Here is a 13,948-nt window from a genome sequence, read left to right on the forward strand (position 1 = left end):
CACTTACGCCTCACGCGGCACGGACCATCGAACGATGGTGCCGGGACGCTCCTTGTCCTCGTTCGCGGGCATCAGCTCAACGGTGCCGCCGCGGATTGCCGCTCGGGTGGCGAGGTTCCGCAGGCCACTGCGCCGACCGCCGTCGAGGACGCCCTTGCCGTTGTCGGTGACCTCGACGGTGACCGCCTCGCCGCTCGCGATCACCGTCACGGCGACCCGCGTGCCGCCCGAGTGGCGCACCGCGTTCGACACGCTCTCCGTTACGACGGCCTCCAGGTCGCGGGCGAGGCCGTCGTCGGCCACCGCACTCTCCACCGGCCCGGAGAAACCGACGTCGACCGACGTCTCGCCGCCGTGGGAGACCGCGCGGACCGCGCGCACCAGGCGGCTGCGGAGCCCGCTCCCGTCCGTGGACAGCTCGAAGATGGTCGCGCGGATGTCGGCGATCGTGCGGTCCAACTCCCCGATCGCGGCGTCGAGCCGCTCGCGCACCGGCTCGTCGGCCGCGGCGGAGCGCGCCACCTGCAGCCCGAGGCCCGCGGCGAAGATCCGCTGGATCACGTGGTCGTGCAGGTCCCGCCCGATCCGTTCGCGCTCCTCGATCACCTGCAGCTCGCCGAGGCGCTGCTGCTGGCGCAGGGTCTCCGCGTGCATCTGCGCGTTGTCGATGGCGACCGCCGTGGCGGCGGCGAAGATCTCGATGGCCTTCGCGTCGCCGGCCGTGAACGCGACACCGTCCGCCTTCTCCGCCAGGTAGATGCATCCGAACAGGTTCCCGCCGACCATGATCGGCGCGCCCAGGAAGCTGTGCATCGGCGGATGGTTCGGCGGGAAGCCGACCGAGGACGGGTGCTCGGAGAGCTCCGCGATCCGGACCGGCTGCTGCACCTCGAGCAGATACCCCAACAGGCCACGGCCGCACGGCGGGTCGCCGATCAGAGCCGCCGTCTCCGCGTCCACGCCGACGTAGATGAACTCCTGCAGCGAGCCGTCGTCGCTGCTCACGCCCACCGCGCCGTACCGCGCGTCGACCAGCGCCATCGCGGACGTGACGATGCGGCGCACCGTCGCGGGCAGGTCCAGGCCCTGCGCCACGACCATCACCGCACTGAGGATGTCCTGCAGGTCGGCGTCGGGCCGCGCCGCGCCGTCGCCGTGCTCCGCCGTCACCGGACCGCTCCCCGCCGACGCGGGAGCACCGTCGGGACGAACGTCCCTGGCGCGGAGGCCTTCCGGCGACCACGCTGGGTGGCGTGAACGGAATCGACATCGACCCCCTGGACCGGTCCGACGTGCGCACCCTCGTCGTGGACCTCGCCGAGGCCGCCTACACCGGGCGGCTCGCCCGCTGGAACGAGGTGCGCACGACCGCTGCGCTCGATGAGCTGGACTGGGAGTACCTGGTGTGCCGGTTGCTCGGCCGCCTGCTCGCCGAGCGGGCCGTGCAGCGCGGAACGCCCGCCGTCGACGCGTGGCGGCAGGCCCGCGCCGCGCTCGCCTGAGCCGCTCATCGGCGCGCCCCGCCGGCCTCGCGCCATTGCGCCGCGCGCAGCGCCGCCTGCACCCGGTTCTCCACGCCGAGCTTGGCCAGGATGCCGGTGACGTGGTTGCGGACGGTCTTCTCCGCCAGGAACATCCGTTCCGCGATCTGCTTGTTCGTGAGCCCCTCGGCGAGCAGCTCCAGCACAGCCTCCTCCTGCCCGGTCAAGCCCGACGGGGCCGGCGGCGCGGCCTGGTCCCTGCGGATGCGCTGCAGCACCCGGGCGGTGCTCGCGGAGTCCAGCAGCGAGCCGCCGGCCGCGACGGTGCGGATCGCGGAGACCAGCTCGGTGCCGCGGATCTGCTTGAGCACGTAGCCCTGCGCCCCTGCGGTGATCGCGTCGAGCAGGGCCTCGTCGTCCGAGTACGAGGTGAGCACGAGGCAGGGCAGATCGGGCAGCTGCTCGCGCAGGTTGCGGACGAGGTCGATGCCCGACCCGTCGGGCAGGCGAACGTCGACCACCGCGACGTCCGGGCGCACGGCGGGGATGCGGGCGAGGGCCTCGCGGACCGTCGACGCCTCGCCCACCACGGCGTGGCTGCCGTCGGAGGCGAGGAGGTCGGCCAGGCCGCGCCGGACGATCTCGTGGTCGTCGACGAGGAATACCGAGGACATGCTCCCAGCGTAGGCCCGTCCGGGGCGGGGTTCGTCCTCGGCGGACCGTCGGCGGACGAGGACGGGACATACGTCCCGGGCGCACCGGTACGCACGTCCTCACCAGGGGTGACGCAGTGCCGGGCCCCGATGCGGGACGCCCTCGGGGACCATCGCCACTGCCCGTTCCGGCGGCGCCGGACCAGGCTGGGAACCATGAGTGATCTGACCGACCTGGAACTGCTGTACGAGCTCTCGGAGACCGCCGAGCGGGAGGTCGACCGGCACCTGCGGCAGGCGGTCGACTGGCACCCGCACGACTACGTGCCATGGAGCCGCGGCCGCGACTTCGCAGCGCTCGGCGGCGAGGACTTCCAGGAGAACGACTCCGCGCTGTCGCCGGTCGCACGGGCCGCGCTGGTGATGAACCTGCTCACCGAGGACAACCTACCGAGCTACCACCGCGAGATCGCCGAGAACTTCACCCTCGACGGGGCGTGGGGCTTCTGGGTGCACCGCTGGACCGCGGAGGAGGCGAGGCACTCGATCGTGCTCCGCGACTATCTCACCGTCACCCGCGGCGTGGACCCCGTCGAACTCGAGGACCTGCGGATGACGCAGATGCAGCACGGCTTCGCCCCCGGGATGAATTCGATGCTGCTGTCGGTGAGCTACGTGACCTTCCAGGAGCTCGCGACCCGGATCAGCCACCGCAACACCGCCGCGGTCTGCGATGATCCCGTCGCCGACCGGATGCTGGCCCGCGTCGCGGCCGACGAGAACCTGCACATGCTCTTCTACCGCAACATCCTCGGCGCTGCGATCGAGGTCGCGCCTGCGCAGGCCCTGGCCGCGATCCACGCCGTGCTCACCAACTTCCAGATGCCCGGTGCGGCGCTGCCGCACTTCCGGCGCGACGCCGTCCTCATGGCCAAGAGCGGCATCTACGACCTGCGCCAGCACCGCGACGTCGTGGTGGTGCCGGTGCTGCGCACGTGGCGGCTCCTCGACCGCACCGACCTGACCGGCGAGGCGGCGCGCATGCGCGACCTGATCGGCGACTTCGTCGACGAACTGGACGTCCGCGCGCGGAAGTTCGAGGCCGCCCGCGATCGTGCGCGTGAGCGCGACGCCCGCCGCCGGGAGCGGCTCGCGGGCTGACCGGTCCGCCGGGTGATCTGCACAACCAAAGCGATCGAATCCCCTTGCCACCCGACAACCGGAGCCACCGCGGTCTCTGTCAGAGCCCAGGCGTGAGCACGTCCGCACCGAGGTCGACTGCGCTCCATCGCAACCCGCTGAGTTCGCCCCGGCGAAGACCGAGCAGCGCTAGGTGGACGAACGGTTCACGCCGTCGCGCGTAGCTGTCCGTGCCCTCGCCGTGAGCCTTCACCAGCAGCTCCACCTCAGCCTCCGAGAGACTGTCGTCGACCTTCATCGCGGGCTCGCCACGCGGCTTGCGCAGCGCTCTACCGATGCCACGTTCCGAGCGACGACTCCCTCCGCATGCAGCCGGTACGGAGGTCGATGACAAGCCGCTCGACCTTCGCCTTGCTGATCCTCCGCACCTTCGTGTCCCCGTATACGGCGACCACGGGTGCAAAGGAGAACTTGTCCGCGGCAGCCGTGCTCAGCTTCGTCCGCGCAGCCTTCGCAGTGAGCCAGGCTTCGACCGCCTCATTCACTGTCAGGTCGCTGGGAGCGGTGTGGGTCCCGGCCGCGAGTTCCGACGTCGTCTTCGCATGCCTGTCCTTCGCGGCGTCCACGTTCGCGAGCCGGCGCCGGTGCTGCAGCCGCTTGCCGCCGGGGAGGGACGCGTTGATCCGCGCCTCGTAGCGCGGTCCACGAGCGCCTTCGACGCGCGTGATGTAGTCGGGGAGCCGGGGCGAAAGTGGCAAACTGTGGCAGATTTCGGGGTCCCGGCGCCGTCTCCGGCGACGAAACCCCCTCCCACCTGCGGAAGTGGAGGGATTTGAACCCCCGGTGGTTTCACCCACGCTCGCTTTCAAGGCGAGTGCATTCGGCCGCTCTGCCACACTTCCCTGCGCGGAATCGTACCGGAATCCGCGCGGGACGACCGCCGCGCACCGTCGAACCCGTGGGTGTGCCACCCTGGAACCATGAGGGCCATCGGAGTCGATGAAACCACCAAGGACCTGCAGGTGATCGATCTGCCCACGCCCGAGCCCGGTCCGGGTGAGGTGCGGATCAAGGTCGCCGCGGCGGCGGTGAACCGGGCGGACCTGATGCAGCGCCAGGGCCTCTATCCGCCGCCGGCGGGCGCGAGCCCGATCATGGGGCTGGAGGTGTCGGGCACCGTCGACGCGGTGGGGCCGGGCGTCGAGCTCGAGCCGGGCGACGAGGTCTGCGCGCTGATGGCCGGCGGAGGCTACGCCGAGTACGCGATCGCGCCTGCCGCACAATGCCTTCCGGTTCCCGCGGGCGTCAGCCTGATCGACGCGGCGGCGCTGCCGGAGGTCGCGTGCACCGTGTACTCCAACATCGTCACCGAGGCCGGCCTACAGCCCGGTGAGACCCTGCTGATCCACGGCGGCGGCAGCGGCATCGGCACGCACGGCATCCAGCTGGCCAAGGCGCTCGGCGCCACGGTGGCCGTCACCGTGGGCTCGGAGTTCAAGGCGGAGCGATGCCGCGAGCTGGGCGCCGACATCGTGATCAACTACCGCGAGCAGGACTACGCGGAGGTGCTGGAGAACCGCGTCGACGTGATCCTCGACATCATGGGCGCGAAGTACCTGCCCGGCAACGTGCGGGCGCTGGCCACGCTCGGCCGCCTGGTGATCATCGGGATGCAGGGCGGCGTCGAGGGCACGCTCAACATCGCCACGCTGCTGGGCAAGCGGGGGCGGGTCAGCGCCACCAACCTGCGGAACCGTCCGGCGACGGGGCCGCACAGCAAGGCCGAGGTGGTGGCGGGCGTCCGCGAGAACGTCTGGCCGCTCGTCGCCGCCGGCGCGGTCCGCCCCGTCGTCTCGACGCGCCTGCCGCTCGCCGAGGCCGCCGCCGCGCAGGACCTACTGAACTCGGCCGACTCGGTCGGAAAGGTGCTCCTGACACCATGATCGACGAACTCGGAGCGCGCCTGCTCGACGCGCAGGTGGCGTTCGCCCGAGCGCAGCTGCGCGACACCGCCTTCCACTCCCTCGTGATCGACGAGGTGGATCACGCGCTGGCGGTGGCGTCGGAACTGACCCTCGCGGAGGCCGTCACGCCCGCGATGATCAAGGCCGTCGCCGCCAAGTACGCGGTGCAGGTGCCGGTGGAGGGCGCGATCCCCGAGCTGGTCGGCGAAATCGCCGGACGCCTGCACGCACATTCGGTGAACACCGCCACCCGGCTCGACGAGGTGGTCGACAACCACAGCTTCGAGAAGCTCCTGACCACCGTCACCGAGATGGACCTCACCTCCCGGGTGCTCACGCTACTGTCCGAGAGCGCGATCACGGAGGATGCGGTGGCCTCCGTCCTGCACGCCGCGGCCACCAACGCCGCCGACGACGCCACTCGCGTGTTGGCCCGGAACGCGGTGACGCGCACCGTCTTCGGAGCGATCCGGCGCGCCGCCTCGCCCGCGCTCCCCGCCCTGGGCCAGCGTGCCGACGAGGCCACGCGACGCGGCGTGCGGCTGGCTCTGCGGTGGGCCGCCGACGATGGGGACGAGACCCTCGCCGACGCGATCCGGGACTTCTGGCGGCAGAACCGTGCCCGTTCGGTCGCCGAGTTCCGCGGCGTGGTCACCGACGCCGACATCGAAGACATCGTGGTGCTGATCTTCGAGTTCTGGCGAGGCTTCCGCGATACCGACTACCTCCGCTCGCTCATCGACGAGGGCATCGACCACGTCTTCGACAAGTACGGCGACGCCTCGCTCTTCGAGCTGCTCGCCGAGTTGGGCGTGGGTCGAGAGGACATGATCGAGGAGGCCCTACGATTCGGGCCGCCCGTGCTCGCCACCCTGGACGAGCGCGGCGTGATCGAGGACCTCCTGCGCCGCCGCCTCACCCCGTTCTACGAGTCCGAGGAGTACCGCACAGCGATCGAGGGGCTGCAGTGAGGACGCGGATCGCCACCGCCGCTGCACTGCTTCTCCTGGCCGGCTGCGATGCCACCAATGCCGCCGGCCCGAACAGCACTGGCGCTCCAACCGCGTCGTCTGCGACACCGACGTCGGCGAAGCAGGGCGCGGAGGCCTCCAGCCCCTACCGCAGCCCGGTTCCCGCCGCACCCCTCGCCACGGCGGCGCACGGGTACACCGCGACGGCGATCACGACGCCGACGACGCAGCCCGGCCGCGTGATCACGACGCCGCAGGTACGCGGCGGCGACGCCGCCGTCACTGCACGCTTCAACGCCGCCATGCAGGCGTCCGTGGCCGGCATCCGGACCCTGACCGGCGCGGCCGTCGTCAACGATGGCGGACTCGACGGCGGTTACCGCAGCGGCGTCACGCGCATCGGGTCCGGCGCGGTGGCCGGGCGCGTCGTCCTCTACTGGGACGGCGGCGGCGCACACCCGAACCTGAGCCTGGGCACTGTCGTGATCGATACGCGCACAGCACAACCCGTCACCGTCGACGACCTCTACCGCGACCGGGCCACGGCGCTGGAACGGCTGCGCACGCTCCTGCCCGAACTCGACATCACGGGACGGCTGACGCATCAACGGCTCTCGAGCGATGCGCTCGCAGACGATTGGCTCCCCACCCCCGCGGGCCTCGAGATCTACGTATCCGTGCCCCACGTGATCGGCGACTACGTTCCGGTCACTGTGCCGTGGAACAGGATCTCCGACCTGCTCAAGCCCGGGGTCGAGACGATGCTGCGCGCGGACTGACACTCACACGAACGCCGCCACCAGCACCACCGCACCGAACACCGCGACGATCGCACCGCCGGCCGCGGTCACCAGCCGCTGCACCCGCGCGGTGGATCGCGCGCGCAGCACCGCGCCCAGACCCACCAGCACCAGGTTCCACCCGAGCGACGCCAGACCCACGCCGACCGCGAACGCGGTCGCCACCGGCGGTCGGTGCAGCCCGTCCCCCAGTCCCACCGCGATCGCGCCGAAGTAGACCAGCGGGAACGGATTCACCGCCGTCAGCCCGAAGAACATCGCGAACCGGCCCCACCCCGCGCCGCCACGCACGGCCCCGTCGAGCCTCGGGCCCACGGCACCGTCGGCCTCGGCGGCGGAACCGTCGGGCCCGATCGACGGCACCCGGACGGCCTTGCGCACCATCAGGAACGCCACCACCAGCAGCAGCACCCCGCCGACGGCGGCCGGCCACCTCCCCCACTGCGCGACGAGCGGCGCGAGCACCGACCCGGCCGCGAGGGCGAGGACGGCGAACAGCAGATCGGCGGTGCCCACCCCTGCGGCGGCGGGGACGCCGCGCCGCCAGCCGCGCGAGGCGCCCTCGTGCAGCAGCATGATCCCGATGGCGCCCAGCGGGAGGACGGCACCCAGCCCCGCGGCGATTCCCGTGCCGAACGCACCGGCAAGGGCCGCCGGGTCCACCGACTATCCCAGGGAGGCGAGCGCGCGGACCAGCTGGTCCACGTCGTACGGAGTCGAGTACGGCCCCAGCCCGACGGTGACCGCGCCACCGTACTCGGGCACGCCGAGGCCGGCGAAGTAGCGGCTCGGCACGTTCGACAGGGCGCACACGCCGTTGTCGGCGAGGCGCTTGGCGGCCTTCGCGGCCGGCACGCCGGGCAGCGTGAAGGACACCGTCGGCACGCGACGCTCGGCCCGACCGATGATGGCCACCTGCGGCGCCGAGGCCAGCGAATTGAGCAAGTAGAACAGCAGCCTCTGCTGGTACTGACGCAGGCCGAACATCGACTGCTCCAGCCGGTCGCGGCGGGTGCCCACGGACGACTCATCGAGCCCCGCGAGGTGGTCGATCGACGCGATCAGGCCAGCGAGCATGGCGTACTGGTGCTCGCCGAGCTCGAGCCGCTCGGGCCCCACCGCGGTGCGGTCCAGGTTGATCGGGCGCAGCCGGCCGAACACCGACGGGTCGCGGAACGCCATGGCCGCCACCTGCGGCCCGCCCCATCGGTTGGCGCTCACCACCAGCACGTCGGCGCCGAGGCGCTCGATGTCGAGCAGCTCGTACGGGGCTGCGTTCGTCGCGTCGACCACCAGCAACGCGCCCACGCTGCGCGCGGCCTGCGCGGCCTGCGCCACGTCGATCACCGTGCCGATGATCGACGACGCGAGCGTGACAGCTACGACCTTCGTGGCCGGGCTCACCAGCTCGGCGAACTGCCATTCGGGCACCTCGCCGGTCTCGATATCGGCCTCGGCCCACCGGACGCGGCCACCGCCGCGGTCCGCCACGCGGAGCCACGGCGCCTGGTTGGCATCGTCGTCGAGACGGCACAGCACGATCTCGGACCCGAGCCCCAGGCGCGCGCTCAGCGACTCCGCGAGGCCGTCCAGCAGCTGCTCACGGCTCGGCCCCAGCACCACGCCCTCGGGCTTGCCGTTCACCAGATCGGCCACCGCGATCCGCGCCGCCTGGACGATCCCGCGGGTGTGCGCCGCCCCCGCGTAGACCCCGGCGGGATTGCTCACGAAGCCTCGGAAGGCGTTCGCCACGGCCGACGAGACGGCACCGGGGATCTGCGCCCCGGCCTGCGGATCGAAATGGATCCAGCCGTCGCCCAGGGCAGGGTAGAGCCCCCGGACGCGGGCAACGTCGAATGCGGATACCGCAACCGACGTGGAGGCCCGCCCGGGTTCCACCTGGGTCCCTGAGAACGTGTTCACTGGCACGCAGATTACACCGACCCGCCCACAACCTCATGGCCCGCCCGAATCGAACTGCCAGAATGATGTTATGAACGATCGCAACGAGGTGGAGATCATCCCGGCCGGGGCCGGTTCGGGAACCGTCCCAGGGGCCCCCGCCGGTGCCGTGTCGGGGGCCTCCGGGCCGGGCGGGGCCGACGGTGCCGACGAGGAGCTGCACACCATGGTCGAGCAGCCCGCGAAGGTCATGCGGATCGGAACGATGATCAAGCAGCTCCTGGAGGAGGTGCGCGCCGCGCCTCTCGACGAGGCCAGTCGCGCCCGGCTCAAGGACATCCACCGCACGTCGATCAAGGAGCTCGAGGACGGTCTCTCCCCCGACCTGCAGGCCGAGCTGGAACGCCTCGCGCTGCCGTTCACCGACGAGTCGACCCCCTCCGACGCGGAGTTGCGCATCGCCCAGGCACAGCTCGTCGGCTGGCTCGAGGGCCTGTTCCACGGCATTCAAACCGCATTGTTCGCGCAGCAGATGGCCGCCCGGGCCCAGCTCGAGCAGATGCGCCAGGGCGCCCTCCCGCCGGGGATGACCCCCGGCCCGGAGGCGCAGACCGGCCACGGCCAGTACCTGTGACGGGCGCCTCGGGCCCTCCGCACGTTCGCGCGATCCACGACGGTGCGCCGCGCGCACGACGTGCGCCGGGAGCACCGTCGGGACGAGTACCCTGGCCTACCGTGCCCGTCGATAGCCCCCACGCCGCCCAGCCGGCACCCCTCGTCTCGGACTCGCGCACGTTCGGACGCGCGATCAAGGACCTGGTGGACGGCGCGACCTTCCACCGCGAGCTCTGGCTGGAGCTGGGCTGGCAGGACATCAAGCAGCGCTACCGCCGGTCGGTGATCGGCCCCTTCTGGATCACCATCGCCACCGGCGTCACCGCCAGCGCCCTCGCGCTGCTGTGGTCGGTGCTGCTCGGCGCCGACGTGAAGACGCTGCTGCCGCAGCTCACCGTCGGCTTCGTGCTGTGGGCGTTCATCCAGAGCTCGATCATCGACGGTGCCGAGGTGTTCATCGCCAACGAGGGCCTCATCAAACAGCTGCCCGCGCCCCTGTCGGTGCACGTCTACCGGCTGGTGTGGCGGCACATGCTGTTCCTCGCCCACAACATGATCATCGTGGTGGTCGTGCTGGCGATCTTCCCGCCGAAGCAGTGGTCGTGGACGCAACTGAGTCTGATCCCCGGGGTCGCCATGCTGGCGATCACCGGCGTGTGGGTCTCGATGTTCTTCGGCATCCTGGCCACCCGATTCCGCGACATCGCGCCGCTGCTCACGGCCCTGACGCAGCTGCTGTTCTACATCACCCCCGTGGTGTGGACGCTGGACACCGTGCCCGGCGGCAACAGCGAGCGCGCGCAGCTGGTGAAGCTGAACCCGCTGTACCACTACCTGGAGATGGTGCGCGGGCCCCTCACCGGCAAGCCCTTCGACCCACAGCACTGGTACGTGGTGATCGGGTGCACGATCGTCGGCCTGGGGCTGACCCTGGTGCTGATGAAGCAGTTCCGTTCCCGAGTCGCGTATTGGGTGTGAGATGAGCGTTTCCATTCGGACGCAGGACGCCTGCGTCGACTTCCCGGTGTTCGACGCCAAATCGCGCTCCCTCAAGCGCGCGGTCATCGGCTCCGCCGGCGGCAAGGTGATGGCCGACGACAACGTGGTCGTGGTCGAGGCGCTCCGCAACATCACCATGAACCTCAGCGAGGGCGACCGCGTGGGCCTCGTGGGTCACAACGGCGCCGGCAAATCGACGCTGCTGCGCCTGCTGGCCGGGATCTACGAGCCCACCCGCGGCTCGGCGCTGGTGAAGGGCCGCGTGGCCCCGGTCTTCGACCTCGGCGTCGGCATGGACCCCGAGATCTCCGGCATGGAGAACATCATCATCCGCGGCCTGTTCCTGGGGCAGACCCGCAAGTCGATGCTGCGCAAGGCCGACGAGATCGCGGAGTTCACCGAGCTCGGCGACTACCTGTCGATGCCGCTGCGCACCTACTCGACCGGCATGCGGGTACGTATCGCCCTGGGTGTGGTCACGTCGATCGACCCCGAGATCCTGCTCCTCGACGAGGGCATCGGCGCCGTCGACGCCGAGTTCATGCGCAAGGCCCGCAAGCGGCTCGCCGCGCTGGTGGAGCGATCCGGCATCCTCGTGTTCGCCTCCCACTCCAACGAGTTCCTCGCCCAGCTCTGCGACCGCGCCATGTGGATCGACCACGGCGAGATCCGGCAGGAGGGCGGGATCGAGGAGGTCGTCACGGCCTACGAGGGCCCCGACGCCGGCGCCCAGGTCCGCAAGGTCATGGACAAGCTGGAGCGCGAGGATGGCTGACCCCCGGCCCGGTACGCCCGATCCCGTCTCCGGGACCGACGGTGACCGCATCGTCGCCGTCGTCGTCACGCACGACCGCGCGGAGCTGCTCGCGAAGTCGCTCGACGTACTCAGCTCTCAGAAGCGCCCCGTCGACCACCTGATCGTGGTCGACAACGCCGCCCAGGACGAGGTGCGCGCGCTGGTCGAGTCGCAACCCGTGGCCGCCACCTACCTGCCGTCGCAGTTCAACCTGGGCGGCGCCGGCGGCTTCGCCCTCGGCATGCTGCACGCCCTCGCGCTCGGCGCCGACTGGATCTGGCTCGCCGACGACGACGGCCGCCCGGAGGGGCCGCAGGTGCTCGCTACGCTGCTCGAGGCCGCCGAACGTCACGGCCTCGCCGAGGTCTCGCCCGTGGTGGCGACCATCGACGACCCGGAGACGCTCGCATTCCCGCTGCGCCGCGGTCTGGTGTGGCGGCGGAAGCGCTCCGAACTGATCGACCCCGGCGCACCGTCGGACGACGTGCTGATGGGGATCGCCTCGTTGTTCAACGGCGCGCTGTTCCGCAAGGACACCGTGGCGGCCGTGGGCGTGCCGGACCTGCGGCTGTTCATCCGCGGCGACGAGGTGGAGATCCACCGGCGACTGGTGCGCTCCGGCCTGCCGTTCGGCACCTGTCTGACCGCCGCGTACCTGCACCCGAACGGCGCCGACGAGTTCCGGCCCATCCTCGGTGGGCGCATGCACACGCAGTACCCGGACAACGAGACCAAACGCTTCTTCACCTACCGCAACCGCGGCTATCTGCAGTCCCAACCGGGCATGCGGCGGCTGATCCCGCAGGAGTGGGCGCGGTTCGGCTGGTTCTTCCTGATCCAGCGGCGGGACGTGGCCGGCTTCCGCGAATGGCTGCACCTGCGCAAGCTCGGCCGGGACGAGCGGTTCACCCGCCCCTGACCTCGCGCGCGCCTTATTGAGACCCCCTCAACAGACTCGGGGCGCTGGGCCTATCATCGTCGTCATGGACACGAGCCCGGTCTCCGATCTCCTCCCGCAGGGGCACGCCCTCCTGCGCATGCTGCAGCGCCGTGTGGTGGATCCCGCCCGCCCCGACGTCGCGCTCCGCGCGCTCGGCTACAACCGCAAGTACGGCCCCCAGGCCGCGCTCGTGATCAAGGGCGCGGCGGAGAGCCCCGACCGGGTCGCGATCGTCGACGAGCGCGGAACGCTGACCTACGCCCAGTACGAGGCGCAGTCGAACGCCCTGGCCCGCGGCCTGCGCGCCTCCGGCCTCAAAGCGGGCGACGTGATCGCGGTGCTCGCGCGGGACCACCGCGGGCTGATGCTCGTGATCAGCGCCGCCGCGCGCGCCGGTCTGCGTCTGGCCATGATGAACACCGGCTTCGCCAAGCCCCAGTTCGCGGAGGTCTGCGAACGCGAGAAGGTACAGGCGGTCTTCCACGACGGCGAGTTCACGGCACTGCTCGACGCCCTGCCCGAGGAGATGCCCCGGTACCTCACCTGGGTCGACGATGCCGACGCGGTGCCCGAGGGCGCGGTCACCATCGAGGAGCTCGGCGCCGGCCGCGACGCGAGCCGCGTGCCGCCGCCTGCCCAGCAGGGCGGCTTCATCATCCTCACCTCCGGCACCACCGGCCTGCCCAAGGGCGCCACCCGCAGCAAAGTGCCCTCGCTCGCCACCGCGATGCTCGTGGACCGGATCCCGTTCCGCCGCCGCGGCACGATCGTGATCGCCTCGCCGATCTTCCATTCGACCGGTTTCGCCATGTGGTCGGCGGGCATGTCCGTGGGGTGCACCACCGTGACGATGCGCCGCTTCGACCCCGAGAACACGCTCAAGCTGATCGCCGACAACAAGGCCGACATGCTGGTGGCCGTCCCGACCATGCTGACCCGCATGCTGAGCCTGCCCGCCGAGACGCTCGCGAAGTACGACACCCGTTCGCTGCGCGCCGTGGTGGTGGCCGGTTCCGCCGTCTCGCCCGAGCTGTCGGAGAAGTTCCAGGACGTCTTCGGCGACGTGCTCTACAACGTGTACGGCTCCACCGAGGTCGCCGTCGCCACCGTCGCCACCCCGAAGAACCTCCGGGCCGCGCCCGGCACCGTCGGGCGGCCCCCGGTCCTCACGACGGTCCGCCTGTACGACGAGAACGACCGCCTGGTCGAGGGCGTCGGCAAGCGCGGTCGCGTGTTCGTGCGCGCCGGCGCGCCGTTCGAGGGCTACAGCGACGGCCGCACGAAGCAGATCATCGACGGCCACCTCTCCTCCGGCGACATGGGCCATTGGGACGAGCACGGCCTGCTGCACATCGACGGCCGCGACGACGACATGATCGTCTCCGGCGGCGAGAACGTGTACCCGCTCGAGGTGGAGAACCTGCTGGTGACCCGCGACGACGTGGTCGAGGCGGCCGTGATCGGCGTGCCCGACCCCGAGTTCGGACAGCGCCTGCGCGCCTTCGTGGTGCTCGAGGGCGGTGCGCCCGCGGACGATGCGGTCGAGGAGCTGACCAAGGAGCTCAAGGACTTCGTCCGGGCGAACCTGGCCCGCTTCAAGGTGCCGCGCGACGTGGTCTACCTCGACCGCCTGCCGCGCAACCCCACCGGCAAGATGGTCAAGCGCGAGCTCCCGAAGGACTGAGGA

General features: G+C 71.1%; 16 protein-coding genes and 1 tRNA gene. 10 read left to right on the forward strand and 7 right to left on the reverse strand.

Going from position 1 to position 13,948, the window contains the following annotated elements; genetic code table 11:
• Positions 1–3: 3 nt before the first annotated feature.
• Positions 4–1,170 (reverse strand): GAF domain-containing sensor histidine kinase, encoded by a 1,167-nt coding sequence (locus tag MTP03_RS21525; RefSeq protein WP_248489894.1) that lies wholly within the window; start codon positions 1,168–1,170, stop codon positions 4–6.
• 83 nt (positions 1,171–1,253) lie between these two features.
• Here MTP03_RS21525 and MTP03_RS21530 point away from each other — a divergent pair, with 83 nt between their 5' ends.
• On the forward strand, positions 1,254–1,502 hold the full coding sequence (locus MTP03_RS21530) for a hypothetical protein (RefSeq protein ID WP_126195774.1): 249 nt from the start codon (positions 1,254–1,256) through the stop codon (positions 1,500–1,502).
• A gap of 5 nt (positions 1,503–1,507) precedes the next feature.
• On the opposite strand, the gene MTP03_RS21535 is transcribed toward MTP03_RS21530, so the two are convergent.
• On the reverse strand, positions 1,508–2,155 hold the full coding sequence (locus tag MTP03_RS21535) for a response regulator transcription factor (RefSeq protein WP_248489895.1): 648 nt from the start codon (positions 2,153–2,155) through the stop codon (positions 1,508–1,510).
• A gap of 195 nt (positions 2,156–2,350) precedes the next feature.
• Here MTP03_RS21535 and MTP03_RS21540 point away from each other — a divergent pair, with 195 nt between their 5' ends.
• The gene (locus MTP03_RS21540; RefSeq protein ID WP_248489896.1) at positions 2,351–3,295 is read left to right on the forward strand and encodes an acyl-ACP desaturase; all 945 of its coding nucleotides are present in this window, start codon (positions 2,351–2,353) and stop codon (positions 3,293–3,295) included.
• A 79-nt stretch (positions 3,296–3,374) separates the two neighbouring features.
• On the opposite strand, the gene MTP03_RS21545 is transcribed toward MTP03_RS21540, so the two are convergent.
• From MTP03_RS21545 to MTP03_RS21555, 3 genes are all read right to left on the reverse strand, one after another.
• Complete coding sequence (locus MTP03_RS21545; protein WP_248489897.1) at positions 3,375–3,572, reverse strand: hypothetical protein; 198 nt, start codon at positions 3,570–3,572, stop codon at positions 3,375–3,377.
• Positions 3,573–3,603: 31 nt separating this feature from the next.
• The gene (locus tag MTP03_RS21550) at positions 3,604–3,900 is read right to left on the reverse strand and encodes a hypothetical protein (RefSeq protein WP_248489898.1); all 297 of its coding nucleotides are present in this window, start codon (positions 3,898–3,900) and stop codon (positions 3,604–3,606) included.
• A gap of 191 nt (positions 3,901–4,091) precedes the next feature.
• Positions 4,092–4,176 (reverse strand) — tRNA-Ser (locus tag MTP03_RS21555).
• 78 nt (positions 4,177–4,254) lie between these two features.
• On the opposite strand from MTP03_RS21555, the gene MTP03_RS21560 reads away from it, so the two are divergent.
• Genes MTP03_RS21560 through MTP03_RS21570 form a run of 3 tightly spaced genes read left to right on the forward strand, consistent with a single transcriptional unit; the run spans position 4,255 to position 6,988 of the window.
• On the forward strand, positions 4,255–5,217 hold the full coding sequence (locus MTP03_RS21560) for an NAD(P)H-quinone oxidoreductase (protein WP_248489899.1): 963 nt from the start codon (positions 4,255–4,257) through the stop codon (positions 5,215–5,217).
• Positions 5,214–6,209, forward strand: a complete 996-nt coding sequence (locus tag MTP03_RS21565; RefSeq protein ID WP_248489900.1) for a hypothetical protein — start codon at positions 5,214–5,216, stop codon at positions 6,207–6,209. The genes MTP03_RS21560 and MTP03_RS21565 overlap by 4 nt, the downstream gene beginning before the upstream one ends.
• Positions 6,206–6,988: a hypothetical protein gene (locus tag MTP03_RS21570; RefSeq protein ID WP_248489901.1), complete on the forward strand. Its 783-nt coding sequence runs from the start codon at positions 6,206–6,208 to the stop codon at positions 6,986–6,988. Before MTP03_RS21565 ends, MTP03_RS21570 begins: the two co-directional genes overlap by 4 nt.
• 3 nt (positions 6,989–6,991) lie before the next feature.
• On the opposite strand, the gene MTP03_RS21575 is transcribed toward MTP03_RS21570, so the two are convergent.
• Positions 6,992–7,672, reverse strand: a complete 681-nt coding sequence (locus MTP03_RS21575; protein WP_248489902.1) for a LysE family transporter — start codon at positions 7,670–7,672, stop codon at positions 6,992–6,994.
• Positions 7,673–7,675: 3 nt separating this feature from the next.
• The gene (locus MTP03_RS21580) at positions 7,676–8,908 is read right to left on the reverse strand and encodes a cysteine desulfurase-like protein (RefSeq protein WP_248492324.1); all 1,233 of its coding nucleotides are present in this window, start codon (positions 8,906–8,908) and stop codon (positions 7,676–7,678) included.
• A gap of 94 nt (positions 8,909–9,002) precedes the next feature.
• Here MTP03_RS21580 and MTP03_RS21585 point away from each other — a divergent pair, with 94 nt between their 5' ends.
• The 5 genes from MTP03_RS21585 to MTP03_RS21605 all read left to right on the forward strand — a co-directional run bounded on the left by MTP03_RS21585 (position 9,003) and on the right by MTP03_RS21605 (position 13,945).
• Positions 9,003–9,545: a bacterial proteasome activator family protein gene (locus MTP03_RS21585; RefSeq protein ID WP_371820824.1), complete on the forward strand. Its 543-nt coding sequence runs from the start codon at positions 9,003–9,005 to the stop codon at positions 9,543–9,545.
• Positions 9,546–9,646: 101 nt separating this feature from the next.
• Entirely contained in the window at positions 9,647–10,504 is an 858-nt protein-coding gene (locus MTP03_RS21590; protein ID WP_248489903.1) for an ABC transporter permease, read from the forward strand.
• 1 nt (position 10,505) lies between these two features.
• Positions 10,506–11,300 carry an ABC transporter ATP-binding protein gene (locus MTP03_RS21595; RefSeq protein ID WP_248489904.1) on the forward strand — a complete coding sequence of 265 codons (795 nt, stop codon included), beginning with the start codon at positions 10,506–10,508 and terminating at the stop codon, positions 11,298–11,300.
• Complete coding sequence (locus MTP03_RS21600) at positions 11,293–12,240, forward strand: glycosyltransferase (protein ID WP_248489905.1); 948 nt, start codon at positions 11,293–11,295, stop codon at positions 12,238–12,240. The genes MTP03_RS21595 and MTP03_RS21600 overlap by 8 nt, the downstream gene beginning before the upstream one ends.
• A gap of 64 nt (positions 12,241–12,304) precedes the next feature.
• A complete protein-coding gene (locus tag MTP03_RS21605) occupies positions 12,305–13,945 on the forward strand; it encodes an acyl-CoA synthetase (protein ID WP_248489906.1) in 1,641 nt (546 codons plus the stop codon).
• The last annotated feature ends 3 nt before the right edge of the window (positions 13,946–13,948 follow it).

This window comes from Tsukamurella sp. PLM1, assembly GCF_023168325.1.
Lineage (GTDB): Bacteria > Actinomycetota > Actinomycetes > Mycobacteriales > Mycobacteriaceae > Tsukamurella.